The organism is Tritonibacter mobilis F1926, assembly GCF_000376545.2.
GTDB classification, from domain to species: Bacteria; Pseudomonadota; Alphaproteobacteria; order Rhodobacterales; family Rhodobacteraceae; genus Epibacterium; species Epibacterium mobile.
Genome location: NZ_CP015230.1, coordinates 2025644 through 2049190, shown reverse-complemented (window position 1 = coordinate 2049190; position 23547 = coordinate 2025644). Strand labels below are relative to the sequence as shown.

At 60.2% G+C, this 23547-nt stretch carries 21 protein-coding genes; 9 read left to right on the top strand and 12 right to left on the bottom strand.

Going from position 1 to position 23547, the window contains the following annotated elements; translation table 11 throughout:
* Positions 1–197: 197 nt before the first annotated feature.
* Entirely contained in the window at positions 198–1895 is a 1698-nt protein-coding gene (locus tag K529_RS09765; RefSeq protein WP_005610617.1) for a peptide ABC transporter substrate-binding protein, read from the bottom strand.
* A 361-nt stretch (positions 1896–2256) separates the two neighbouring features.
* On the opposite strand from K529_RS09765, the gene K529_RS09760 reads away from it, so the two are divergent.
* From K529_RS09760 to K529_RS09745, 4 genes are all read left to right on the top strand, one after another.
* A complete protein-coding gene (locus tag K529_RS09760) occupies positions 2257–4077 on the top strand; it encodes an ABC transporter ATP-binding protein (protein ID WP_040641351.1) in 1821 nt (606 codons plus the stop codon).
* Positions 4078–4079: 2 nt separating this feature from the next.
* Positions 4080–5246, top strand: coding sequence for an acetylornithine deacetylase (gene argE, locus K529_RS09755; RefSeq protein WP_005610614.1), 1167 nt, complete (start codon positions 4080–4082; stop codon positions 5244–5246).
* 200 nt (positions 5247–5446) lie between these two features.
* Entirely contained in the window at positions 5447–6613 is a 1167-nt protein-coding gene (locus tag K529_RS09750; RefSeq protein ID WP_005610613.1) for a M20 aminoacylase family protein, read from the top strand.
* Between the two features lie 83 nt (positions 6614–6696).
* The gene (locus tag K529_RS09745; RefSeq protein WP_005610611.1) at positions 6697–7860 is read left to right on the top strand and encodes a M20 aminoacylase family protein; all 1164 of its coding nucleotides are present in this window, start codon (positions 6697–6699) and stop codon (positions 7858–7860) included.
* A 120-nt stretch (positions 7861–7980) separates the two neighbouring features.
* Here the strand turns inward: K529_RS09745 and K529_RS09740 are convergent, their stop codons facing one another.
* The 5 genes from K529_RS09740 to moaA all read right to left on the bottom strand — a co-directional run bounded on the left by K529_RS09740 (position 7981) and on the right by moaA (position 12671).
* Positions 7981–8364, bottom strand: a complete 384-nt coding sequence (locus tag K529_RS09740) for a hypothetical protein (protein WP_005610609.1) — start codon at positions 8362–8364, stop codon at positions 7981–7983.
* Between the two features lie 265 nt (positions 8365–8629).
* Positions 8630–9013: a hypothetical protein gene (locus K529_RS09735; protein WP_005610608.1), complete on the bottom strand. Its 384-nt coding sequence runs from the start codon at positions 9011–9013 to the stop codon at positions 8630–8632.
* 269 nt (positions 9014–9282) lie between these two features.
* Positions 9283–10341, bottom strand: a complete 1059-nt coding sequence (locus K529_RS09730) for a glycosyltransferase family 4 protein (RefSeq protein ID WP_005610606.1) — start codon at positions 10339–10341, stop codon at positions 9283–9285.
* Positions 10328–11653, bottom strand: coding sequence for a 3-deoxy-D-manno-octulosonic acid transferase (locus K529_RS09725; protein ID WP_046002282.1), 1326 nt, complete (start codon positions 11651–11653; stop codon positions 10328–10330). The genes K529_RS09730 and K529_RS09725 overlap by 14 nt, the downstream gene beginning before the upstream one ends.
* A 10-nt stretch (positions 11654–11663) precedes the next feature.
* Positions 11664–12671, bottom strand: a complete 1008-nt coding sequence (gene moaA, locus K529_RS09720) for a GTP 3',8-cyclase MoaA (protein WP_005673790.1) — start codon at positions 12669–12671, stop codon at positions 11664–11666.
* A gap of 104 nt (positions 12672–12775) precedes the next feature.
* On the opposite strand from moaA, the gene K529_RS09715 reads away from it, so the two are divergent.
* Entirely contained in the window at positions 12776–13369 is a 594-nt protein-coding gene (locus tag K529_RS09715; RefSeq protein ID WP_227512300.1) for a hypothetical protein, read from the top strand.
* Positions 13370–13396: 27 nt separating this feature from the next.
* On the opposite strand, the gene K529_RS09710 is transcribed toward K529_RS09715, so the two are convergent.
* Genes K529_RS09710 through glmU form a run of 3 tightly spaced genes read right to left on the bottom strand, consistent with a single transcriptional unit; the run spans position 13397 to position 17234 of the window.
* A complete protein-coding gene (locus K529_RS09710; RefSeq protein ID WP_005673786.1) occupies positions 13397–14074 on the bottom strand; it encodes a DNA alkylation repair protein in 678 nt (225 codons plus the stop codon).
* Complete coding sequence (gene glmS / locus K529_RS09705; protein ID WP_046002281.1) at positions 14071–15879, bottom strand: glutamine--fructose-6-phosphate transaminase (isomerizing); 1809 nt, start codon at positions 15877–15879, stop codon at positions 14071–14073. Before glmS ends, K529_RS09710 begins: the two co-directional genes overlap by 4 nt.
* 5 nt (positions 15880–15884) lie before the next feature.
* Positions 15885–17234, bottom strand: a complete 1350-nt coding sequence (glmU, locus tag K529_RS09700; RefSeq protein ID WP_005643868.1) for a bifunctional UDP-N-acetylglucosamine diphosphorylase/glucosamine-1-phosphate N-acetyltransferase GlmU — start codon at positions 17232–17234, stop codon at positions 15885–15887.
* A 135-nt stretch (positions 17235–17369) separates the two neighbouring features.
* On the opposite strand from glmU, the gene K529_RS09695 reads away from it, so the two are divergent.
* Positions 17370–18047, top strand: coding sequence for an HAD-IA family hydrolase (locus K529_RS09695; RefSeq protein ID WP_005643866.1), 678 nt, complete (start codon positions 17370–17372; stop codon positions 18045–18047).
* Between the two features lie 14 nt (positions 18048–18061).
* Here the strand turns inward: K529_RS09695 and K529_RS09690 are convergent, their stop codons facing one another.
* Positions 18062–18520 (bottom strand): hypothetical protein, encoded by a 459-nt coding sequence (locus tag K529_RS09690; protein WP_040643179.1) that lies wholly within the window; start codon positions 18518–18520, stop codon positions 18062–18064.
* Positions 18521–18662: 142 nt separating this feature from the next.
* On the opposite strand from K529_RS09690, the gene K529_RS09685 reads away from it, so the two are divergent.
* Entirely contained in the window at positions 18663–19868 is a 1206-nt protein-coding gene (locus K529_RS09685) for a DegT/DnrJ/EryC1/StrS family aminotransferase (protein WP_040643178.1), read from the top strand.
* 12 nt (positions 19869–19880) lie between these two features.
* Here K529_RS09685 and K529_RS09680 read toward each other — a convergent pair whose 3' ends face one another.
* Complete coding sequence (locus K529_RS09680; protein ID WP_005643858.1) at positions 19881–20972, bottom strand: Hint domain-containing protein; 1092 nt, start codon at positions 20970–20972, stop codon at positions 19881–19883.
* 279 nt (positions 20973–21251) lie between these two features.
* Here K529_RS09680 and K529_RS09675 point away from each other — a divergent pair, with 279 nt between their 5' ends.
* Complete coding sequence (locus K529_RS09675; protein WP_005643856.1) at positions 21252–22415, top strand: isovaleryl-CoA dehydrogenase; 1164 nt, start codon at positions 21252–21254, stop codon at positions 22413–22415.
* Positions 22415–22765 carry a hypothetical protein gene (locus K529_RS09670; protein WP_005643854.1) on the top strand — a complete coding sequence of 117 codons (351 nt, stop codon included), beginning with the start codon at positions 22415–22417 and terminating at the stop codon, positions 22763–22765. The genes K529_RS09675 and K529_RS09670 overlap by 1 nt, the downstream gene beginning before the upstream one ends.
* 120 nt (positions 22766–22885) lie before the next feature.
* Here the strand turns inward: K529_RS09670 and K529_RS09665 are convergent, their stop codons facing one another.
* The gene (locus tag K529_RS09665; protein ID WP_005643853.1) at positions 22886–23488 is read right to left on the bottom strand and encodes an OmpW/AlkL family protein; all 603 of its coding nucleotides are present in this window, start codon (positions 23486–23488) and stop codon (positions 22886–22888) included.
* Positions 23489–23547: the final 59 nt, after the last annotated feature.

The following is a 23547-nucleotide window of genomic DNA, read 5'->3' as shown; positions in this document are numbered from 1 at the left end:
CAGCCGGGCGCCTTTGCAAATGGGTTGTCGACAGGTCCGCGTTTGCCTTGCCCTTGCGGGGCGGGGTTTCGCGCGATGCAGGGTCTCTTAAGCTAAGTCCGATGTAACAACAATGCCGGACCGCGCAGAGAATGGTAACGCGAATATCAGCGGGCCCCGGCATGAGAACCGGGGCCCTTCTGGTCGCGGACGAACGCTTATTCGGTGCGGTACCAGTCAGCTGCGTTCCACAGCTCGCTGTCCCACACGTTGAGGTCGACACCACCCAGCGTGTTGGACACACCAGACAGACGGCCACGGTGAACGATCGGGATCATGCCACCTTTTTCAAACACGATGGTGTTGAGTTTCTGACCGATCTCGATGCGCTTTTCAGCGTCGGCGGTTTGGCTCAGCTCTTCGTGCAGCGCGTCATACTCTTCATCGCAGAAGCGGGAGATGTTCTCACCCTGCCACTGGGACGCCGGAGTCGGTGCTTTGTCGCACAGACCGTTGCCGAAGTAGGACTGCGGGTCGGTGCCGTTGAAGGTGTTGGCGTACATTTCAACGTCAGCATAGAACTTCTGGAAGGTGTCCGGGGAGCCGGGATCGCCACCAAAGAAGACGGAACCGTTGATGTTACGCAGTTCGGTTTCAACACCGATCTCGCTCCACCACTGTTTGATCAGCGCTTGGAAGTCCTGACGCACCGCGTTGGTGGAGGTCTGGAACAGGATCTCGAGCGGAACACCGTCTTTTTCACGGATGCCGTCGCCATCGGTGTCGACGATGCCAGCCTGATCCAGCAGGGCATTCGCGCCAGCGATGTCTTGGACGTTACAGCCCTCGGGGTTGATCGCAAATGCTTCCGGTGCCGGAACCCAAGAGCAAGACGGGCGGCCCGCTTTGCCATAGCCGATCTCGACCAGCAGTTCGCGGTCAATCGCCATGGACAGCGCTTTGTAGACCGCCGGGTCAGACAGGAACGGATGCGGACGGATCACCGAACGCTCTTCCGGGCTCAGGTCCGCAGAAGGGTTGGTGTTGTTGAGCATGATACGCTCCAGCAGCGGACCAAAGCCTGCAACGGCCTTGCCTTTGCCGCCAGCTTCCATCTGCGCGATGACATCGGGTGCCAGCTGCAGGTTCCATGCGTAGTCAAACTCGCCGGTTTCCATAACCGCACGGCCCGCTGCGGTTGCGTCGCCGCCACCTTTCAGCAGAACTTTTGCGAAAGCAGGTTTTGCCGGGTCGCGGTAGTTCGGGTTTGCCGACAGGGTAATCACGTCGTTGGGTTTGAACTCATCCACAACAAACGGGCCGGTGCCGATCGGGTTGAAGTTCGCTTCGGTACACTCAGGCGCTTTGGCACCGAGGCACTCGCCGAACTGTGCGGCCTGAATGATCGGGCTCTCACCACCAACAAAGGGGCCGTAAGGGTAAGGGGTCGCCTTGTCGAAGGTCACCACGACGGTGTTCTCGTCGGGTGTTTCAACACCGGTCACGCCTTCAAATTTGGTGACCTGCGCACAACCGCCCTCGGGGTGGGTGCAATACTCGTAAGTGAACTTGACGTCTGCCGAGGTCAGATCGGTGCCGTCGGACCATTTGATGCCCGGCTTCAGCTTCCATGTGATCTGAGTCAGGTCTTCGCTGACGCCGCCGTTGCTGACGGTCGGGATTTCCTCAACCAGCCACGGAACCATCTCGCCAGAGGCATTGAAACGCGCCAGCGGCTCGATCACGAGCGAGGCTGCTTCCACGTCCTTGGTGCCGCCGGACAGAAACGGGGTCATGATGGACGGGGCTTGCCAATAAATAATGTTGACCTGACCGTCCGAGCCACGCTCGGCAAAGGCCGCAGGTGCGACGGCGGCAGTTGCCACAGCACCCAGCAGAAGGGTTTTCAAAGTCATTACACTCTCCTTGTCGGAACCGACATAGTGTTATCGTTGTTAAAGGCTGCACATTGGTTGAGGCGTGCAACCCGCGACCGCCTGAAGACGGTCAAGGTATTGCGTCCACCGCGGACGTATGGATGTCAGGAAACCCCGCAGATAGTTTCTACGGATGAGAGGGTCCGTTTTGCCGGACCTGTTTTCTTAACCCCCTGTCGCCTTTGGCGTTCACTGCGGATATCGAACACAGTGTTGTGAAGAAATGCAAGACCTGGCCGACATGAAAACCGGTCGGGGGTTTGACGGTCAGGGCTGCATAGGCTTAGATCGCGCCCAAATAGGCACCGCCAAGGTGCGTCAAAACAGACAGGATACGCGGATGCTGGACCAGCCCATTGCACAAATCAAAGGCCTTCGGGTCGAATTCGAAACCAAGGACGGCCCAGTGGTCGGTGTTGAGAATGTTTCGTTTGACGTTACGGCTGGTGAAACTTTGTGCATCGTAGGGGAGTCCGGATCGGGCAAATCTGTCTCGTCCCTCTCTCTTATGCGTCTTGTTGAATATGGTGGCGGCACCATCGCGGCGGGCGAATTGATGTTCGATCCGGGCGATGACAAGCCCATCGACCTCGCCAAATCCGAGACCGATTTGATGAAGCAGATTCGCGGAAATCAGATCGGAATGATTTTTCAGGAACCGATGACGGCGCTCAATCCGGTGTTCACTGTGGGCCGCCAATTGACCGAAGGTCTGCGAATCCACAAGGGCATGACCAAGAAAGAGGCAGAGGCGCGCGCCATCGAGATTTTGCGCGAGGTCCGCATCCCCGAGGCCGAGCGGCGGATGAAACAATACCCGCATGAACTCTCTGGCGGCATGCGCCAGCGTGTGGTGATCGCAATGGCCATGGCCTGCGAGCCGCGTCTGTTGATTGCGGACGAGCCCACAACCGCGCTCGACGTGACCATTCAGGCCGAAATTCTTGCACTGATGGATCGTCTGAAGCGCGAAACCGGCACCGCGGTGATGTTCATCACCCACGATATGGCGGTGGTGGCGCAGATGGCCGATCGCGTGGTGGTCATGTATCGCGGCAACAAGGTCGAAGAAGGCACCGTCCACGAGATCTTTGAGAACCCGCAGCACGACTATACCAAGGCGCTGCTGGCCGCGGTTCCAAAGCTCGGAGAGATGCGCGGTAAGGATTACCCCGAGCCCATGAAGCTGATGGGCGTCGAGCAGGCCGAGATTAAGCCGATCAAAGGCACCGATGAGGTGCTGCTGAATGTGGAAAACCTCGTCACCCGTTTCCCGGTCAAGGGCGGCATTTTGCGCCGCACAGTGGCGCAGGTGCATGCGGTCGAGGATGTGTCCTTTAAGGTGTTCAAAGGTCAGACCCTCAGCCTCGTGGGCGAATCGGGCTGTGGTAAATCCACCTGTGGCCGATCCATCCTGCGCTTGGTGGAGCCCACTTCCGGCAAGGTTGAATTTGAGGGCCGCGACGTTCTTGGCTTCAGCCAAAAAGAACTGCACAAGGCGCGCCTTGATATGCAGATGATCTTTCAGGATCCCTTTGCTTCGCTCAATCCGCAGATGCAGCTGATGGATCAGGTCGCAGAGCCGATGAAGAACTACAACATCGCCTCTGGCTCTGAAATTCAAGACCGGGTTGCCGCGCTCTTTGATCGGGTGCATCTGCCGCGCAGCTTCATGCGCCGCTTCCCACATGAAATGTCAGGCGGCCAGCGTCAGCGCATCGCAATTGCCCGTGCCCTCGCACTGAACCCGAAACTGATCGTCGCGGATGAAGCCGTCTCGGCGCTGGATGTGTCGGTGCAGGCGCAGGTTCTGAATCTGATGATGGAATTGCAGGCCGATCTGGAGCTGTCCTTCCTTTTCATCAGCCACGATATGGCGGTGGTCGAGCGCGTCAGCCATCAGGTGGGCGTGATGTATCTGGGCCGCCTCGTGGAAATCGGCCCACGTGCACGGGTGTTTGAAAACCCGGCGCACCCCTACACGCAAGCGCTGATGAAGGCGGTTCCCATTGCCGATCCGAACCAGCGCAAAAGCGAGAAGGATCTGAACTTCAAGCCGATCCCATCGCCGATCCACGGCATGAGCTATCAGGCCGAGCCGTCGCAATACATGGAGGTGGAACCCGGCCATTTTGTGCTGACCACCGACTCCGGCTACTGATCATGACCAACAGACTGTCCCCGCTGGAGATCATGACGCGTCTGGTCTCCTTTCCAACTGTGAGCCATGATACCAATCTGCCCCTCGTCGAATGGGTGGCCGAGTATCTCAGCTCTCACGGGATTGAGCACTACATCTGGATCGATCCAGAACAGCCTGAAAAGGCGGGACTTTACGCACATGTCGGCCCCAAGGTCGACGGCGGCGTGGTCTTGTCTGGGCATACGGACGTGGTGCCCGTCGAGGGGCAGGACTGGAGCTCTGACCCTTATGTGGTGGTGGAACGCGACGGCAAATATTTTGGCCGTGGCTGCGCTGACATGAAAGGCTTTGACGCGCTGGCGCTCTGGGCACTGGTTGAGGGGCACTATGCGGACCTTCAGCGCCCGCTTCAGCTGGCTTATACCTTTGACGAGGAAATCGGCTGCACCGGTGCGCCGCCCCTGATTGAAGAGATGCAGACACATCTGCCCAAGGCAGAATCTGTGATTGTGGGTGAGCCGTCGATGCTGAAGGCCGTAACCGGTCACAAAGGGGCCTTTGCCATGGCCACCCATGTGCGCGGCTATGAGGTCCACAGCTCTTTGATGCATCAAGGCGTGAGCGCGGTGATGGAGGCGGCGCGGATCATCGACTGGGCCAACCATCGCAACACCGAGAACCGCGCCAAGCCGCAAACCGAGGTGGCCGCGATGTTCGCACCGCCTTGGACCACGGTGCATGTGGGCAAGGTGTCTGGCGGCACTGCGCATAACATCACGGCAGGGGACTGTCATTTCTGGATGGATTTCCGCGTTGTGCCGGGCGAAAGCCTTGATGATTGGCAAGCCGCCTACGAACAGGAGATCGCCCGTGTCGAGGCAGAGATGCAGGCCGTCAATCCCGAGGCGGGCATCAGCATAGATAAAGCCTTTAGCGTGCCGGGATTGGTGCCAGAAACCGACGGTGCCGCTGAAACATTGGTGCGGGCACTCACCGGTGACAACGCGCGCCATGTGGTGAGCTATGGCACCGAGGCCGGTCACTATCAGGTTGCGGGCTACTCCGCCGTGGTCTGCGGCCCCGGCGACATTGCCCAAGCGCATCAGGCGGATGAGTTCATCACCGTTGCGCAGTTTGAGGCAGGCACCCAGTTCATGCGCGATCTGATCAAGCGCCTCGCGGCTTGATGAAACCAAACGCCCCGACCTGCCGCGCCCCTTAGTGGCGGTGTGGGTCAGGGCGGACTGCCCCCAATCGGGTGCTCAGCGGCGCTGGGCGCGCTCAAATCAGGCGGGGCATGGCACCTGTTGGTTCAATTGTGCAACAACCCTTGCCTTCCGATCCGCCTTGCGGCACTCATTTCGCTAACACGTTAAGGAGAGAGCCCATGCCCGTCCGGAATCGCTTTGCCGAGTTGTTGCCCGAAATCACCGCGTGGCGTCATGATTTCCATGAACACCCCGAGTTGATGTATGACGTGCACCGCACCGCCGGGCTGGTGCAGGAACGCCTGACCGCCTTTGGCTGTGACGAGGTGGTGCCGGGGATCGGCAAGACCGGTGTGGTTGGCGTCATCAAGGGCAAGAGCACCGCGTCCGGCAAGGTGATCGCCCTGCGTGCCGACATGGACGCGCTGCCGATCCACGAGGAAACCGGGCTGGAGTATGCCTCCAAGACGCCGGGCAAGATGCACGCTTGCGGCCACGACGGCCACACCGCGATCCTGCTGGGGGCTGCGAAATACCTCTCTGAGACGCGCAATTTCGACGGCACCGTGGTGCTTTTGTTCCAACCTGCCGAGGAAGGCGGGGCAGGGGGCAAGGCCATGGTCGATGATGGCGTGATGGACCGTTGGGGCGTGCAGGAGGTCTATGGCCTGCACAATATGCCAGGCCTGCCGGTGGGCCACATCGCCACCCGCGTCGGCGGCCTTTTGGCCTCCTCGGATGAATTTGAAATCGAAGTCACCGGCAAGGGCGGCCATGCTGCCGCGCCGCATGATGCCATCGACACCACGCTGGTGGCGTCGCAGATCGTGGTCTCGCTGCACTCCATCGTGTCGCGCACCGTGAACCCGATCCACCGTGTCGTGCTGACAGTCGGCACCTTTGAGACCGACAGCACCGCCTCTAATGTGATCGCCCATCGTGCCAAGCTCAAAGGCACCGTGCGCACGCTAGATGCAGAAAACCGCGAGCTGGCCGAAGACCGCGTGCGCCGCGTTGCCGAAGATACAGCATCGGCGTTTGGTGCCACTGCCAAGGTCACATGGACGCCCGGCTACCCGGTGACAGAAAACACCGCCGATGAGGTTGCTCATGCCGTGGAGGCCGCGCGTGCTGTCACCGACAGCGTTGATCCCGAAACCGCGCCCATCATGCCGTCCGAGGACTTCGCCTACATGCTTGAAGCCCGCCCCGGCGCCTATATCTTCCTCGGGAATGGCGACACCGCGATGTGCCATCACCCGGCTTATCAGTTCGACGACAGCGCCATCCCGCTTGGTTGTAGCTGGTTTGTAGAACTCTGCGAACGCCGGATGCCTGCCAGCTGAGTTTTCAGGGGGCTGAGGTTCAGGCCCCGGGCAACCGCCTGCCGCGCGGGGTGCCCAATTATGATAGACAAGGAGAAAGACCCATGCCCGTCAAAAACCGTTTTGCCGAACTTCAGGCAGAGATCACCGCGTGGCGACGCGATCTGCACGAAAACCCTGAAATCCTGTTTGAGACCCACCGCACCAGCGCGCTGGTCGAGGAAAAGCTCAAGGAATTCGGCTGCGACGAAGTGGTCTCGGGTATTGGCCGCACCGGCGTTATAGGCGTGATCAAGGGCAAATCCGACACGGCTGGTAAGGTCATCGGGTTGCGCGCCGATATGGACGCGCTGCCGATCCACGAAGAAACCGGTCTGGAGTATGCCTCCAAGACCGCAAACGCCATGCACGCCTGCGGCCATGATGGCCACACTGCGATGCTTCTGGGCGCGGCGAAGTATCTGTCGGAGACCCGCAATTTCGACGGCACCGTTGTGGTGATCTTCCAACCCGCCGAAGAAGGCGGCGGCGGCGGCAAGGAAATGTGCGACGACGGCATGATGGACCGTTGGGGCATCCAAGAGGTCTACGGCATGCACAACTGGCCGGGCCGCCCGGTGGGCAGCTTTGCCATTCGTTCGGGCGCGTTTTTTGCCGCGACGGACCAGTTCGACATCACCTTCACCGGCAAGGGCGGTCACGCTGCAAAACCGCATGAGACCATCGACTCCACCGTGATGGCCGCGCAGGCGGTGTTGGCGCTGCAAACCATCGCGGCCCGCAACGCCGACCCGGTGCATCAGATCGTGGTGTCCGTGACCTCCTTCGAGACCTCTTCCAAAGCCTTCAACGTGATCCCAGAGCGCGTGCAAATCAAAGGCACGGTGCGCACCATGGCCCCTGAGATGCGCGACCTTGCGGAAAAGCGCATCAAAGAGATCTGCGCCGGTATCGCCTCCACCTTTGGCGGTGAGGCAGATGTGACCTATTACCGTGGCTATCCGGTGATGGTGAACCACGACGAGCAAACCGAATTTGCCGCCAAAGTGGCGCGTGATGTCTCTGGTCAGTGCGACGAGGCGCCGCTTGTCATGGGCGGCGAAGATTTCGCCTTCATGCTCGAAGAGCGCCCCGGCGCTTATATCCTCGTGGGCAATGGTGACACCGCCGCCGTGCACCACCCCAAATATAACTTCACCGACGATGCGATCCCGGCTGGCTGTAGCTGGTGGGCCGAAATCGTCGAGCAGCGCATGCCTGCGGCCTGATCACGCGGTATCGCCAAGACATAAGCCAGACATAAGAAAGGGGGCCAAATTGGCCCCCTTTCGCATGGAAAACACCCTACCTTACGCAGACAACACACGTCCGCTCCATGACTGGGTAGGTTACTTGGTATAGCTCTGGCCAACGATGGCACAGCGGTCAAAGCCGTCGGGCAGGCTTGCCTCACACTGGCTCAGCGCCGCAACGTCAGCAGCTTTCTGATCGCTAAAGCCCCAAGATTGACCGGTCGGCAGTACAGCTGCTGGCTCGGCACAGTCAATCGTCACACTGGCAGGATAGACTGGCACCGCGTAAGAGCCGTGACCGTCGATTTTCGCAGCCCAATCCACCATGGCCTCTTTGGCGCTGGTGCAGAGACCTGCGTCAACGCGCAGCATGCGCAGATCCTTGTCGACCATCGGGTTTGCGGATTGTGCAAAAGCCGGGGCGGACAGTGCAATTGCGGAGCCAAGGGTGATTACGGCGAGAGAAACCTTATTAAACATCGAAAACCTCCTGCATCATGGCGGGCATGACAGCTGTTACGTCTGCATCGGCGCCGTGTCGCGCCGTCTGACCTGAAAACGACTCAAACACTCAAAGGTTCCGAGATTTTTATGCACCCGTCTCGGTGCATAGGTCATCGGTTATGGTAAGCGTTTGAAAAGTCGCAATGTTACGGGGCTGCGATTTGATGCAATTTATTGGCTCATTTCGCGCTTCAAAAAACCAAAGGGCGCTGCATTGCCCCCTTTGGTCGGTTTGAAACCTCTATTGAGCGAAGCTCTGCCCAATAACCGCGCAGGTTTTGAAACCGCTCGGGAGATTGGCGGTACAGGCGGCGAGGGCAGCTGCATCCGCCGATTGCTGATCCCCAAATCCCCAAGATTTCCCAATCGGCAGGGTTGCACCAGAATTGCTGCAATCCACGGTCTGGCCAGCCGGGTAGCGCGGAACTGCAAAAGATCCAAATCCGTCAATCTTACGCGCCCAAGACACCATTTGCTGTTTTGAAGAGGCGCAAATGCCTTTTGAGATCCGCAGGATTCGTGGGGTGTCGGATGACATCTTCATCGGATTGCCTGCAACAGCGGGGGCCGCGATACCCAGTGACAGTGTAGACAGGGCAGCGGCGAGGGCTACAGATTTAAACATATTAACCTCCAGACAAAAGAAGAATTCAAATTCTTCAATACTGTGAGTCGTTCTCATGTGTGAGGTGGACTCAGGACGTTAACGAGCATCTCTGTTTTTGCGGAGAAATATCGGGAAAAACCGCCCAAATCGCGTCATTTATTAACGTTTCGGCAATATTTAGCTGATCGCAACAGGGTTGAAGCACGGAGCGCTTAGAAGCGGCAGTATTAAATTTCCAAAATGAGGGGCGGCGTTAAAACGGCTCCCCAGTCAAAGGGCGTAAATGGTCAATTGTTCAGTAGCTCTCGATAGATAGCGATGAGCGTTTCAGCCTCACGCTCAATGGCAAACTGCTCTTCGACCCGCTGCCGAGAGGCAACTGACCACGCGCTCAAACGCCCCTCTGGCGTCAGTACCGCATCAATGGCCCCTATCATCTGCGAAACCTCGCCGGGGTCGATCAGCTTTCCGGTGATGTCTGGTGCGATGAGTTCTTCGAAGGCACCGACCCTAGTTGCAACCACTGGCACTCCGCAGGACATCGCTTCGAGCGGGGTGAGGCCAAACCCTTCCCAGCGTTGTGGCGCAACATAGAGATCAAGCGCCTGATACCACTGCGCCACTTCCCAAACGGGCACCTCTGGGGGGAACAGCAATCGATCCTGCATTCCGGCTGCGGCGACCCGTGCGCGCAGGTCGCGTGCGAAATCGACGTGTTTTTCGGTAGCCCGTCCCATAACCACGCCCACAGCTTTGGGGTGATTTTTCAGGATTTCGAGCATGGCATCTACAAAAACATCGGTGCCCTTTTGCGCGCGGATACGGCCATAACAGCCAACGAGTATCGCCTCTTCGGGCAGGCCGAGTTTGCGACGCAGGGCAGGTTTGTCGGCGGTGGGCGTAAAATCGCGTGTGTTGATACCGTGATGGACGACTTGCGCAGGCACCTCCAGATACTTCGCCCCTTTAGCCGAGGTGGCAATGACCTGATCCATCTTTGAAATCAACCATTTGGTGTAACCTGTGTGCTTCCTTTGCGATGCGGAGGTAAAGAGCAGTTTTAGATTTTTGCGAAGCAAGACCTTAAGCAACAACCCGCCCAGCATTTCGACATTGCGCCGCGCGTGCCAGACGCGCGCACCTTGAGGGCCATTACGCGACATCGTCAGCAGTTGAATCACCGACAGATGCGGCAGTTCTGCGGGAAGGCCGCTGCCCGCGGTTGCAATAGTGATCTGCTGCGCCTGCAGGGGAACCAATCGCACAATCGTGGAGGTCACGCCAGACAGGCGACGTTTGAAATTAGGTGCAATCACCTCGACCAACTTGGCGTCAACCTGCGTCATCAGGCTCTCCTGTCGGTGGCGGCATCAGCTGAAGAAGCGCCGTCACGGTTTGATCCATCTGATCGGACTGGCGCGCAAGAAAGCCGCGCGCCCGGTCGCGCGCTGTGTCTAGGGTATGCGGCTCTGTCAGCCAAGCCCCGACCGCATGGGTAAGCGTCTCGGCGCTGGTCACTTCTTTCGCGGCCCCCACCTCGATCAGCTCGGCAAAGGATTCGGCAAAATTATAGCCACCGGGACCGGTTAGCACCGCACCACCGGCCTGCATCACCTCAAACGGGTTGTGACCGCCAATCTCGCGCAGGGAGCCACCCAAAAAGACCAGCGGACACAGGCTGTACCAGATGCCAACCTCGCCCAGCGTGTCGGCAAGATACACTTGAGTGGAGGTGCGGGGCAGGGCGTCGCGACTGCGCCGGATCGAGGTCAGGCCCGCCTCGGCAATCATCGCCTCCAGCTGGTCGCCTCGGTTCGGATGGCGCGGGGCTAGCAGCAGCAGCAAATCGGGGTGATCCACCAGCAGCGCCTTATGTGCCGCCAGCACGGTCTCCTCCTCGCCCTCATGGGTGGAGGAGGTCACCCAGACCGGGCGCGGGCCAATGGCGTCGCGGACCTCTGTCAGTGTGTCTTGATCCACCGGCAGCGGATCGGAGAGCGCCTTGAGGTTGCTGCCTTCCTTCAGACGGGCGGGATCGGCACCCATGGCCTTCAGGTTGACGGCGGTTTGCGCATTTTGCGTCAGCATCAGCGCGAACTGATCCAGCAGGAACCGCGCCGTGGCGTGGCGTTTGGTCCAACTGGCGACCGATTTCGGCGACAGGCGCGCATTCAGCAGCACCAGCGGCACGCCCGTCCCCCGTGCGCGCACCAGCATTTGCGGCCATAGCTCGCTCTCGACAAAAACGCCGAGGTCGGGTTTCCAATGGTCCAGAAACCGCGCCACAGCCGCGCCGGTATCCAGCGGCGGAAACTGATGGCGGGTGCGGGGTGGCAGCCGCTTGGCAATCAGATCGGCCGAGGTCGGCGTGCCGGAGGTAATCAGAAACTCCAGATCCGGCGCCGCCTCGCCGAGGCGGTGGATCAGCGTCAGCACCGACAGGCTTTCTCCGACCGAGGCGGCATGAAACCAGACCAGACGGCCCGCGGGGCGGGGCAGGGTGGCATAGCCCAGACGCTCGCGCACCCGCGCCTCTGGCACGCCATGCTGGCGCAGCTTACCCGCAACCTTGGACCACATCAGCGGGGCCAACAGTGCAGAGGCACCGCGATAAAGATGATAGAGCAGAGTCGGGCGGACCTGCGATTGATCGCTCATATATGGGGCCTTACCCGCCGGTGTGGCTCATGTGGCGCGGCATCTGGCCGTCCACGGTCTGGCGGGAGTAGTCAAAATCATGCCCTTTGGGCTTGAGGTTGATGGCGGCGCGAATGGCCTCTTCCAGCGGGGCCTCTGTGTCGGGGTGGTCCCGCAGCGGCGCGCGCAGATCGGCCATGTCTTCCTGACCAAGGCACATATACAGCTCACCAGTGCAAGTGAGGCGCACCCGGTTGCAGCTTTCGCAGAAATTATGGCTGAGCGGCGTGATGAACCCGATCTTCTGGCCGGTTTCCTCAAGCCGCACATAGCGGGCAGGACCACCGGTGCGTTCGGCCAAATCAGTGACTTGATAGCCAGCCTCGTAGGCTTTGCGCACATCCTTCAGCGACCAATACTGGCCCAACCGGCTTTCATTGCCGATATCGCCCATTGGCATCACTTCGATCCAGGTCAGATCAATGCCACGCTCGGCGCACCATGCGGTCATCGAGAACAGCTCGTCCTCGTTAAAGCCCTTGAGCGCGACTGCGTTGATCTTGATCCTGAGTCCCGCAGCCTGCGCCGCATCAATGCCCCGCAGCACCTGCGGCAAGCGGCCCCAGCGGGTGACATCTGCGAATTTCTTCTCATCCAGCGTATCAAGCGAGACATTGACCCGCCGCACACCCGCATCAAACAGCGCTTGTGCGTGTTTTTCCAACTGTGAGCCGTTGGTGGTTAGGGTCAGCTCCTTGAGCGCGCCGCTGTCCAGATGGCGGGTCATCGACCGGAAAAAGGTCATAATATCGCGGCGCACCAAAGGCTCACCGCCGGTAATGCGCAGTTTCTCGACCCCGAGATGCACAAAGGTGGAGCACATGCGGTCCAGCTCTTCCAGCGTCAGAAGCTCTTTCTTCGGCAGGAAGGCCATGTTCTCGGACATGCAGTAGACGCAGCGAAAATCGCAACGGTCGGTGACCGAGACCCGCAGGTAGGTGATCGCGCGTGCGAAGGGATCAATAAGAGGTGCTGTCATAAAGACATAGGTAAGGCGGTAATTCGCTCAGGACAATAGGGGCTTGCATGGAGCAAGCGGCATTGTGACTGGCATCCGCGCAGCGGTGCCGCTAGGGTCGCGCCATGACTCGACGTGTGTTCAAATATTTGACCCTTGCCGCGCTCGCTGCCGGAGGGGTCTCCGCGTGCAACGCCCTTGGCGGTGTGCATCTGAGTTCTCAGGTTCTGCAGGGCTCCGGCTCTGGTGTGCAGATGGAGCCCTCAAGGCCGGTCTCCCCGGATGCGCCGCCTGCAGTGCAAACGCAGGAGCTTTCGTCCTCGGGCGGCACCACATGGTCCTCTCCGTCTGATCGCCAAGAGGTCAGCACCGCCGCGTTGGACACGCCCGCCTCCCGTGAGGTCGCGCCTGTGACAACAACCACACCGCAGACCAGCGCACCGGCGCCTGTGGTGGCCTCCGCGCAGTCTTTTGTTGGCCAGAAAACCACCGTCGCAGGTCTGGGCGACCCCGGTCGTGATGGGTTGTGGATGGAAACGCCGCTGGTCTCATCGCGCCGCAATGCGCGTCTGACTGCGCCGAACGGCAAATCAATCGTCGTCACGCTGGAGCCGATCTCAGGTGCCGCAGGGCAGGGCAGCCGCCTGTCGATTGACGGGATGCGGGCGCTGGGCTTGCCTTTGACGGAATTGGTCGAATTGAAAGTTGGCCCGGCTTAAACGCCGCGCCAACCTGAATTTACGCGTTTATTTCAAGTATTTTACCGCTTCTTTGCGGGCAAAGGCCTTCATCTGATCGCCATGTTCCGCAAGAAACGCACGGGTGCGGTCTGCGTCATGTTTCGACAGATCCCGGAGCCACCACGCGATGGATTTCTGGATGAACCAGTCGCGATCTTGAACATAGGTCGCCGCCCAGCCGAGGATGCGCTCGCGCGTGGCTAGATCCGCAGGTTTTGGATTGGACAGTTTGGCCCACGGCAGGGTGGAGACTAGCGCCGCGCGGCGGCTCCACATATGGTCTGATGTGGTCCAGCCTTCGACCACATCCAGCCGCGCCGGATCAGCCTGCAAACGCTTGGAAATGGCCGAGGCCGCGTGATCCGCAATCGCCCAGCTGTCGAAATCGGGAACCCAGGTTTGCACAAGATCCCAGACCGCCGTGTCCGGCTTGATCCGGGCCTGCGTCAGCAGCTTGGCCGCAAGAATGCGCGCTTCAAAGATGTCACTGGCCCAGAGGCCTGCGGCAAGATCCACGCGGGCCTCAAGGTCCAGTTGCCCGCGCCAGTCACGCGACAGCGTGTTGAGCACCTCATTGCCGACACCCAGAACCGTGCGGCTCTGTTTGTGATAGGCGATCATCTGCTCTGCGCGCCCCGGTTCAACCTGCGCCCGGAGCGCGTCCAGCGCCGCGTCCGGCGTCATTCGACCGTCACCGATTTGGCAAGGTTGCGCGGCTGGTCCACATCCGTGCCTTTGGCAATCGCGGTGAAATAGGCGATCTGTTGCGCCGGAATGGCATAGAGGATCGGCGCCAGCGCGTCGGGCACCTGCGGCATGGTGATGACCTCGGCGGTGCCGTCAGAGGCTTCGCGCGCGCCATCGGCATCCGTCACCAGCACCACGCGCCCGCCGCGTGCCATCACCTCCTGCATGTTGGAGATGGTCTTTTCAAACAGCGCATCACGCGGTGCCATAACGATCACCGGCACACTGTCATCAATCAACGCGATGGGCCCGTGTTTCAGCTCGCCCGAGGCATAGCCTTCGGCGTGGATATAGCTCAGCTCCTTGAGCTTCAGCGCGCCCTCCAGTGCCAGCGGATAAAGCTGACCGCGACCAAGGAAGATAATATCACGTGCCCCCGCCAGATCGCGCGAGACGGTGGCAATCTGCGCTTCAGACGCCAGCGACTGATGGATCAAACCGGGGAGGGCGCGCAGATCGGCGGGCATGCCTGCGGGCAGGGGCAGACCGCGATCCTGCGCCGCCTTGAGCGCCAGCATCAACAGCACCGTCAACTGGCAGGTGAAGGCTTTGGTCGAGGCCACGGAGATTTCCGGGCCTGCGTAGATCGGCAGCACCACATCGCTTTCCCGTGCGATGGAGCTTTCGGGCACATTTACCAGCCCGGCGATGACATCCGCCTTGCCCACCATGTAGCGCAGTGCGGCCAGCGTGTCGGCAGTCTCGCCGGACTGCGAGACAAACAGCGCCAGCGTGCCGGGGCTGACGGGCGGTTCGCGGTAGCGAAATTCAGATGCTACATCGACCTCGACCGGCAGGCGCGCGATGGTTTCCAGCCAGTATTTCGCAACCATACAGGCATAATAGGCCGTACCGCAGGCGACCAGAGACAGGCGCTCGATCTTGCTGAAATCCAGCCCCTCTGGCATCTGGATCTCGCCACTGTCGCTCAGATAAGCCTTCAGCGCCTTATCAACCGCAACCGGCTGTTCGGCGATTTCCTTGGCCATGAAATGCTTATGGCCATCCTTGTCGACGCGGGCGTTTTCCAGCTTGATCTGGCGCATCTCGCGGTTGGCGAGGTTGCCCTTGGCGTCCCAGATCTCAAGGCTCTGGCGGGTGAGGACGGCAAAATCGCCCTCTTCGAGATAGGTGATCTGATCCGTCAGCGGGGCCAGCGCAATCGCATCCGAACCCACATACATTTCGCCCTCACCATGGCCCACCGCCAGCGGCGAGCCCTTGCGCGCGGCGACCATCAGATCCTCTTGACCGTCAAACAGGAAGGCCAGCGCAAAAGCGCCATCCAGACGCGCCACGGTCTTGCGCGCGGCCTCCGTCGCGGAGGTGCCGTCACGCATATAAAACTCGCAGAGCAGCGCCACGGTCTCGGTATCGGTCTCAGTGACAAAGCGGATACCATGACCGGCAAGCTCGTCGCGCAATTCCTTGAAATTCTCGATGATGCCGTTGTGAACCACCGCCACGCAACCTGCCTGATGCGGATGCGCGTTGGACACGGTTGGCGCGCCGTGGGTGGCCCAGCGGGTGTGGCCGATGCCGGATTTGCCGGGCAGCGGATCATGCACCAATACATCCGAGAGGTTCACCAGCTTGCCCACGGCACGGCGACGGTCCAGATGGCCACCGTTCACGGTGGCGATGCCGGCGCTGTCGTAGCCGCGATATTCCAGTCGCTTCAGCGCCTCAACCAGAATGGGCGAAACCTCGTGAGTGCCGAGCACCCCAATAATACCACACATAAAATCTATCCTTTGGCCTTCGCCGCTTTTTTCGCGCGCAGCATGTCCATCAGCTTGCGCGCGCGGCCGGGTTTGTTTGTCTGCTGGGCGCGTGCAATAGCAAGATCCCCGTCATCAACATCCTTGGTGACGATGGTGCCGGTTGCGGTCATCGCCTCATTGCCGACCTTCACTGGGGCCACCAGACAGGTGTTGGAGCCGATAAAGGCCCGCGCACCGATCTCTGTGCGGTGCTTCATTACGCCATCATAGTTGCAGGTGATGGTGCCCGCGCCGATATTTGTCGCCTCTCCGACAGAGGCATCGCCGATGTAGCTCAGGTGATTGACCTTCGCGCCCGCCGCGATTTCGGCGTTTTTGATCTCAACGAAGTTGCCCACATGGGTGTCCTCTGCCAGCTCTGCACCGGGGCGCAGGCGGGCGTAGGGGCCGACCTTGGCGCCACGCGACACGTGACAGCCCTCAAGATGCGAAAACGCCCGGATCAATGCGCCGCTCTCCACGGTGACGCCGGGACCAAAGACCACATTGGGTTCGATCACGCTGTCGCGCCCCACGATGGTGTCAAACGCCAGATAGACCGTCTCCGGTGCCATCAGCGTGACGCCGAGGTCCAACAGCTCTGCTCGTGCGCGGGCCTGAAAGACCGCATCCGCGGTGGCCAGATCGGCGCGGGAATTGATGCCGAGCGTCTCGTCCTCGGGGCAAGCCACAGCCGTCACCGCAAGCCCGTCCGCACGGGCCAGCTCCACCAGATCGGTCAGGTAATATTCGCCAGAGGCATTGTCGTTGCCGACCCTATCTAGCAGGCGGAACATCACGTCCGCATCGCAGGCCATCAGGCCCGAATTGCAGAAGGTGATCGCACGCTCGGCCTCGCTTGCGTCCTTGAACTCGACAATCTTCTCAAGGCTTTCCCCGTCCATGATCAACCGGCCATAGCGTGCGGGGTCCGCCGCCTCAAAGCCAAGGATCACCAGATCAGCGCGGCTGCGGGCGGCAATCATGCGCTCCAGCGTGTCTGCCGACACAAACGGCGTGTCGCCATAAAGCACCACCACATCGCCCTGAAACCCCTCAAGCGCCGCACGGGCCTGCAGGACGGCATGACCGGTGCCAAGTTGCTCTTCTTGCAGAACCACGGCGGCATCCGGGTCAATCTCGGTGGTGGCGGCGCGCACCAGATCTGCCTCATGACCTGCCACGACCACCGTGCGATCCGGGTCAAGCGCACGCCCTGCGCGCATGGCATGTTCCAACATCGGAGCTTGTGCAATCGGGTGCAGGACTTTTGGCAAATCGGAATTCATCCTGGTGCCTTTGCCTGCGGCGAGGATGACGAGGGCAGTGCTCATGGGGTGTTTTCCCTTTGAGTTTTTGTTGCCCCCGTTCTATCCGCTAACAGAGGATGCGCAAGGTGCGTGACCATAAACTTCAGTTGCGACTTGCAATATCTGGCGGCGAATTTGCGCCGAAGCGGAGGACTTTTGATGCGCACAGTGATCTTTGACCTTGATGGCACCCTGGCCGATACTTCCGTGGATTTGTTGGCGGCGGCCAATCACTGCTTTGGGGTTATGGGGCTTGGTGACATGCTGACCCACCCCGAGGACGCCAAGATCGCGCTGCGTGGCGGCAAGCGTATGCTGACCGAGGGGCTGACCCGTGCGGGCCAGTTCAAGGACGCCACGGTAGAAGAATACTACCCCGTGCTGCTAGAGGCTTACCGCGATGGCATCGACACGCATACGGTGATGTATCCCGGCGCAATGGACGCGGTGGAGGCCCTGAAAGCGGCAGGCTACGGCGTTGGCATCTGCACCAACAAACCCGAAGCCTTGGCTGAGGAACTGATGCAGCGCCTTGGCGTGCGTGATGCGTTTGCGTCTCTCGTGGGCGCTGACACTTTGCCGGTGCGCAAACCGGACCCCAAACCGCTCTTTGAGGCTGCTCGCCGGGCCGGGGGCGCGCCTGAAATGTGCGTGCTGATCGGGGACAGCGACACGGACCGCAATACCTCAAAGAATGCAGGGGTGCCGTCAGTGCTGGTGACTTTTGGTCCGGCCGGGCCGGAGATGGCCGCGCTCAACCCCGAGGCGCTGTTGCATGATTATGCCGATCTTCCGGGGATCGTGGCGGAGCTGATTGGGGTCAACAACATCGGCTGACCCCGCATTCGGTCTCAGGGCGTCATGATGGCGGCACGCTCGAACACGGCCTCGGCGGTGGTCAGATCATCATAAACCAGACGGACCTTGATGTTTTGCACGGACCCCAGCTCAAAGCTGCGGTATGGCGCGCCATCGCCGCTCTTGATTGCGCCGGGAGAGCCCTCATCGGCGTGGCATTTCGGCATGTCCCAGATTTCATACTCCCCCTCATTGATGGCCACTTCCATCTGCAAGAGCCCGCAGCGCCACGCCCACAGATGGGTCACATAGACCAGATCCTGCCCGTCATATTCCCGCACCGCGACCCAATTGGCCTGCGTTGCGTTCAGCACGGGTTTCACCTCGGTGGCGGTCAGGAATTTGCCGGTCACAATCTGCGGTTCTGCCGTGAGGCCGGTGGTGTCCTGCGCCTCGGCTGCGGTGCTGTAGATCGCTGCCGCCAGCGCAATCGGGGTGAAAATGGAAGACATAAAAAGGCCCTTTCGCGGGTTCGGGTCATCGTTGCGCCCAAAGCTACCCTGAGCCGAAGGGCGAGGGAACCGCAAAACCTGCGGCGAGCTGGCATCCCGCGCGCTCTTGACCTTGGGCGGGCAGCGGATCATGACTTTGCTTATGACAGAGCGATTTACCGGAAACTTCACCCAGCAAGACCCCATCCCCGAGGAGGCCATCGCCGCCGCCGTCGAGGTGATGCGCCATGGCCGTATTCACCGCTACAACCTTGCCGGTGACGAGCAGGGCGAAACCGCGCTTCTGGAGCAGGAATTTGCGCAGATCATGGGGGCAAAATATTGCCTTGCGGTGGCATCGGGCGGTTATGCGCTCGCCACCGCCCTGCGCGCCATTGGGGTGGGGCACGGGGATAAGGTGCTGACCAACGCCTTTACCCTCGCGCCAGTGCCGGGGGCGATTGCTTCGGTGGGGGGCACGCCGATCTATGTGGGTGTGACCGAGGATCTGACCATCGATCTTGAGGATCTGGCGGCGAAGGCGCAGGACGCCAAGGTCTTGATGCTCAGCCATATGCGAGGGCATCTGTGTGATATGGATCGCCTGATGGAGATCTGCACGGCCGCCGGGGTCACGGTGATCGAGGATTGCGCCCACACCATGGGGGCCAGTTGGAATGGCACGCTGTCCGGGCGTCATGGATTAATCGGCTGCTACTCTTGTCAGACCTACAAACACGTAAACTCCGGCGAAGGCGGCCTGCTGATCACCGATGATGCGGAGGTCGCGGCCCGCGCCATTATGCTGTCGGGGTCTTATATGCTCTATTCGCGCCATTTGGCGGCACCTGAACCTGAGGTGTTTGAGCGGGTTAAATACGACACCCCCAATATCTCGGGCCGGATGGACAATCTGCGCGCCGCGATCCTGCGCCCGCAGCTGCGTGATTTGAACGCTCAGGTCGATCGCTGGAATGAGCGTTACCGCACGCTGGAGGCAGGTCTGCGCGACACGCCGGGCCTTACCGTGATTGAACGCCCAGAGGCGGAGGTCTATGTCGGCTCTTCCATCCAGTTCCTGCTCTTGGATTGGTCTCCGGAGGCCGTTCAGGAGGTGCTGACACGATGCGGTGCGCGTGGCGTGGAGCTAAAATGGTTTGGTGTGCCGGAACCTGTCGCCTTTACCTCGCGCTACGACAGCTGGCGCTATGCCCCGGCGCAAAGCCTGCCTGACAGCGACCGTATCCTTGCGGGCATTATGGATATGCGCGTGCCGCTGACCTTCAGCCTTGAGGATTGCGCACTGATCGCCCGCATCATTCGCGCCGAGGTCAGCGCGGTCTGGCAAGCGCAGGGCGCAGATGGCTGACCCTATGTCGCGCTAGACCGCGATTTGCGTGACCGTGGACGGCTCCAGCAGCGCCCGTTGATTTTTGAGCGCCCGCGCAATGAATTGTTTCTGGCGCGCGTTTTGCGGAATGGGACGGGCAGGGGCGGTCAGAACACCGCCCATCGCCGCCAGTTCCGGGAACAGATAGGTGATCTCTGCCCGTGCTTCCGGTGTGACCGCCGAAAGAGAGCGCTCCGTGACCAGAAAACTCTCGCTCGGCGCGCCATTGGCATAAACTACCTCATGCGCATCAAACAGCATGTGAAAATAGATCACCGGCTGCTCTGCGTCGCATAGGCTGACATCGGGATGATCCAAGAGGCGTGCCGCTGCAACAAAAACCTCAGCCTCGCCAAACATTCGCTCTGCAATCCGCGAGCGCACCAGCATACGATGCTGACGCGAGACATAGAGCGGCTGTTGCGGCAAGCCGCCGCCCAATGCGCCGCGTCCAATCCGCACCGGGCGCAGTTTCGGGTTCTGCGCGAGGTGCTGACGCGACAGCGGACGCCGTCCCATCCAGCGCAGTGGCCTGAGCCCACGCGCGGTAACGATCATATCGCCGGGACGCAGATCCTCAATGCGGCGTTGCCCCCGTGCGGTCTCAATCAGCGTGCCTGCGCAAAAACACACCATCATCTCCACATTGTCGATGATCGCGCCGAGGCTGTCGTTGGGGCCAATCTCTGTAAAACGCAGAGTGTAATCGCCCGCAGCGGGGAACGTGATGTTCAATGACACCTGATTAAAGCTGTTGGTGGTGGGCAGAACCGTCATCGACGAGACGACATTGCCCGCATCATCAAGGATTTCGACCTCGAACCCTTCGATACCAGCGTTAGAAGTGGAGGCGTTACGTAGCGCCACATCAAAGGTCAGCTGTGTTGTGATCGGATCGTCGATGCTAAATGTCTGCTGCATGACTGTGGTCTGGCCAGCACGACCATCCAGTTCCGCCACGCGATTGCCGGAGCCGCCACTGATGTAGGACGACTGCGTATATGAGGCTTCGATATCGTTGCCCGTCCAATGCGCAGCACCACTGTCAAACGTGCCATTCAGAATCAGATTGTGAAGCGGCATGAGACGTATCTCTCCCGTCGGGCCAAACTGTTTATGGTAACTTATTGGTAGGGGATATGGCCAAAGTGGGGCCAAAAGTAACCCTTTGATTAAAAAAACAATCCAATGTGAAGTTTTCGACCCGCAAAGACCGATAGGCCGCCATTTCACCGCGCATGCGTGTCCACAAACCCGTCGCGGCGGGAGCGGAGCGAACATCGGCGTTGACCGATCTGCGGGGCTGTGGCATTTATTGAACAAGTGTTCATTAAATATCGTGACTCGGGAGGAGACGCGCAAATGTTCAACGCAAGCATGACATTCGATCTGGGCGAGGACGTAAACGCCCTGCGCGACATGGTGCACCGCTGGGCGCAAGAGCGCGTCAAGCCAATGGCGCAGGAGATCGACCAGAAGAATGAATTCCCCGCCGACCTCTGGAAAGAAATGGGCGAGCTGGGCCTTCTGGGGATCACCGTGGATGAGGAATATGGCGGCGCGGGCATGTCCTATCTGGCGCATACCGTCGCGGTTGAGGAAATCGCGCGGGCCTCGGCCTCGGTATCGCTGTCTTACGGCGCGCATTCCAACCTCTGCGTCAACCAGATCAAGCTCAACGGCAACGCCGAGCAAAAGGCCAAATACCTGCCGCGGCTGATTTCCGGCGAACATGTTGGCGCGCTGGCAATGTCAGAGGCTGGCGCGGGCTCCGACGTGGTGTCGATGTCGCTGCGCGCTGAAAAACGCAATGACCGCTATGTTCTGAACGGCAACAAATACTGGATCACCAACGGTCCTGACGCGGACACGCTGGTGGTCTATGCCAAGACCGATCCCGAAGCAGGCTCCAAAGGCATCACCGCCTTCCTGATCGAGAAAGAGTTCAAGGGGTTCTCCACCTCCAAACATTTCGACAAGCTCGGAATGCGTGGATCGAACACTGCCGAGCTGGTGTTCGAGGATGTGGAAGTGCCGTTTGAAAACGTGCTGGGCGAGGAGGGCAAGGGTGTGCGCGTCCTAATGTCCGGTCTGGATTACGAACGCGTGGTGCTTGCGGGCATCGGCACCGGCATCATGGCGTCATGCATGGATGAGATGATGCCCTATATGGCCGAACGCAAACAGTTCGGCCAACCCATCGGAAACTTCCAGCTGATGCAGGGCAAGATCGCCGATATGTACACCGCGATGAACACCGCGCGCGCCTATGTCTATGAGGTCGCAAAGGCCTGCGACAAGGGCACGGTGACCCGTCAGGACGCGGCTGCCTGCTGTCTCTATGCCTCCGAGGTGGCGATGACGCAGGCGCATCAGGCGGTGCAGGCTTTTGGCGGGGCGGGCTATCTCAGCGACAACCCGGTTGGTCGGATCTTCCGCGATGCCAAGCTGATGGAAATCGGCGCGGGCACATCGGAAATCCGACGCATGCTGATTGGACGCGAATTGATGTCGCATATGAGCTGATGCGGATCGTCTACTGGATCCCGATTGCGGTGCTGGCGTTGGTGCTGGCCGGGATCGGGTTCCGCTATGGCATCATTCGCCAAGGCATCACCGAGTCCGATGTGATCACGCATTACGCGCAAAAATATCTCGCGGATCACGCAGTTGCCGGGGCCGCTGGCCGGGCAAAGCTCAGCGATTGTGTGGCGCGGCCCGCAAAAGACGCCGGTTTCTGGACGTGGCTTGTGGTCACCTGCCGCCCTGATGGCACCGCTCAAGACGTGGGGTTTCGCTATCAGGTCAACTGGTTGGGTGGGCTGATTGATGTCACAAGGCTGGGGCAAACGCCGCCCACAACGCCCCAGACCTGAGAGAGGGCCGATTGCAGGCGGATACGCCTTGAAGGCTGCCACAAAAAAGGCGCCGCAGACAGGCGGCGCCACTTGGATCAAACGCCGGGCAGGCAAGGCCCACCCGGCATCTGGAAGGGATCAGAAGCGGTGCACGTAGGAGACACCCACAGTGATCGGATCAATGCTCGCGGTGCCGATGGGGGCACCGTTCAGCTTGGCGTCGGTGTCGATATCCATGTAGCGCACGTTCAGACGCAGCGCGCCCCGCTCAGAGATTTTCCAATCCGCCCCCACGGTTGCAGCAAGACCAAAACTGTTGTCCAGATCCAGACGCCCCAACGGGGTCTTTTCCGAGAAGAAGGTGGTGTAGTTCACACCCAACCCGACAAAGGGCGTGATCTTGCTGTTGGTGGGGATGTGATAGACCAGCGACAGGGTCGGCGGCAGATGTTTGGCGGAACCAATGTTGGTGCCGCCAAGCGCAATGTCATGCTCAAACGGGGTGGCTGCCAAAAGCTCGATACCGAGGTTGTCGCGGATGAAATACTCCGCCGTGAGCGACAGTTGGGTGTCGTCGTCAATCTTGGCCGCAGCACCGGCAAGGGTGCCATTGTCGGGTTTGGGGTTCACGTTGATGATCCCGACACCGAAGGTCCAGTCGCCCTGCGATTGTGCCATGGCAGGGGCGGCGAAGCTCGACGCGGCAACGCCCAGGGCGAGGGCGGAAACCAGAGTTTTCATGGGGGTAATCCCTTCTTCAATCAGTACGTCGCGACAGTGCCACGTCAGCCGCGCGACAT

Excerpts from the sequence above, each read along its gene's own strand:
- K529_RS09765 (WP_005610617.1), bottom strand. The coding sequence starts at position 1,895 with ATGACTTTGAAAACCCTTCTGCTGGGTGCTGTGGCAACTGCCGCCGTC.
- K529_RS09760 (WP_040641351.1), top strand. The coding sequence starts at position 2,257 with ATGCTGGACCAGCCCATTGCACAAATCAAAGGCCTTCGGGTCGAATTC.
- argE (WP_005610614.1), top strand. The coding sequence starts at position 4,080 with ATGACCAACAGACTGTCCCCGCTGGAGATCATGACGCGTCTGGTCTCC.
- K529_RS09750 (WP_005610613.1), top strand. The coding sequence starts at position 5,447 with ATGCCCGTCCGGAATCGCTTTGCCGAGTTGTTGCCCGAAATCACCGCG.
- K529_RS09745 (WP_005610611.1), top strand. The coding sequence starts at position 6,697 with ATGCCCGTCAAAAACCGTTTTGCCGAACTTCAGGCAGAGATCACCGCG.
- K529_RS09740 (WP_005610609.1), bottom strand. The coding sequence starts at position 8,364 with ATGTTTAATAAGGTTTCTCTCGCCGTAATCACCCTTGGCTCCGCAATT.
- K529_RS09735 (WP_005610608.1), bottom strand. The coding sequence starts at position 9,013 with ATGTTTAAATCTGTAGCCCTCGCCGCTGCCCTGTCTACACTGTCACTG.
- K529_RS09730 (WP_005610606.1), bottom strand. The coding sequence starts at position 10,341 with ATGACGCAGGTTGACGCCAAGTTGGTCGAGGTGATTGCACCTAATTTC.
- K529_RS09725 (WP_046002282.1), bottom strand. The coding sequence starts at position 11,653 with ATGAGCGATCAATCGCAGGTCCGCCCGACTCTGCTCTATCATCTTTAT.
- moaA (WP_005673790.1), bottom strand. The coding sequence starts at position 12,671 with ATGACAGCACCTCTTATTGATCCCTTCGCACGCGCGATCACCTACCTG.
- K529_RS09715 (WP_227512300.1), top strand. The coding sequence starts at position 12,776 with ATGACTCGACGTGTGTTCAAATATTTGACCCTTGCCGCGCTCGCTGCC.
- K529_RS09710 (WP_005673786.1), bottom strand. The coding sequence starts at position 14,074 with ATGACGCCGGACGCGGCGCTGGACGCGCTCCGGGCGCAGGTTGAACCG.
- glmS (WP_046002281.1), bottom strand. The coding sequence starts at position 15,879 with ATGTGTGGTATTATTGGGGTGCTCGGCACTCACGAGGTTTCGCCCATT.
- glmU (WP_005643868.1), bottom strand. The coding sequence starts at position 17,234 with ATGAGCACTGCCCTCGTCATCCTCGCCGCAGGCAAAGGCACCAGGATG.
- K529_RS09695 (WP_005643866.1), top strand. The coding sequence starts at position 17,370 with ATGCGCACAGTGATCTTTGACCTTGATGGCACCCTGGCCGATACTTCC.
- K529_RS09690 (WP_040643179.1), bottom strand. The coding sequence starts at position 18,520 with ATGTCTTCCATTTTCACCCCGATTGCGCTGGCGGCAGCGATCTACAGC.
- K529_RS09685 (WP_040643178.1), top strand. The coding sequence starts at position 18,663 with ATGACAGAGCGATTTACCGGAAACTTCACCCAGCAAGACCCCATCCCC.
- K529_RS09680 (WP_005643858.1), bottom strand. The coding sequence starts at position 20,972 with ATGCCGCTTCACAATCTGATTCTGAATGGCACGTTTGACAGTGGTGCT.
- K529_RS09675 (WP_005643856.1), top strand. The coding sequence starts at position 21,252 with ATGTTCAACGCAAGCATGACATTCGATCTGGGCGAGGACGTAAACGCC.
- K529_RS09670 (WP_005643854.1), top strand. The coding sequence starts at position 22,415 with ATGCGGATCGTCTACTGGATCCCGATTGCGGTGCTGGCGTTGGTGCTG.
- K529_RS09665 (WP_005643853.1), bottom strand. The coding sequence starts at position 23,488 with ATGAAAACTCTGGTTTCCGCCCTCGCCCTGGGCGTTGCCGCGTCGAGC.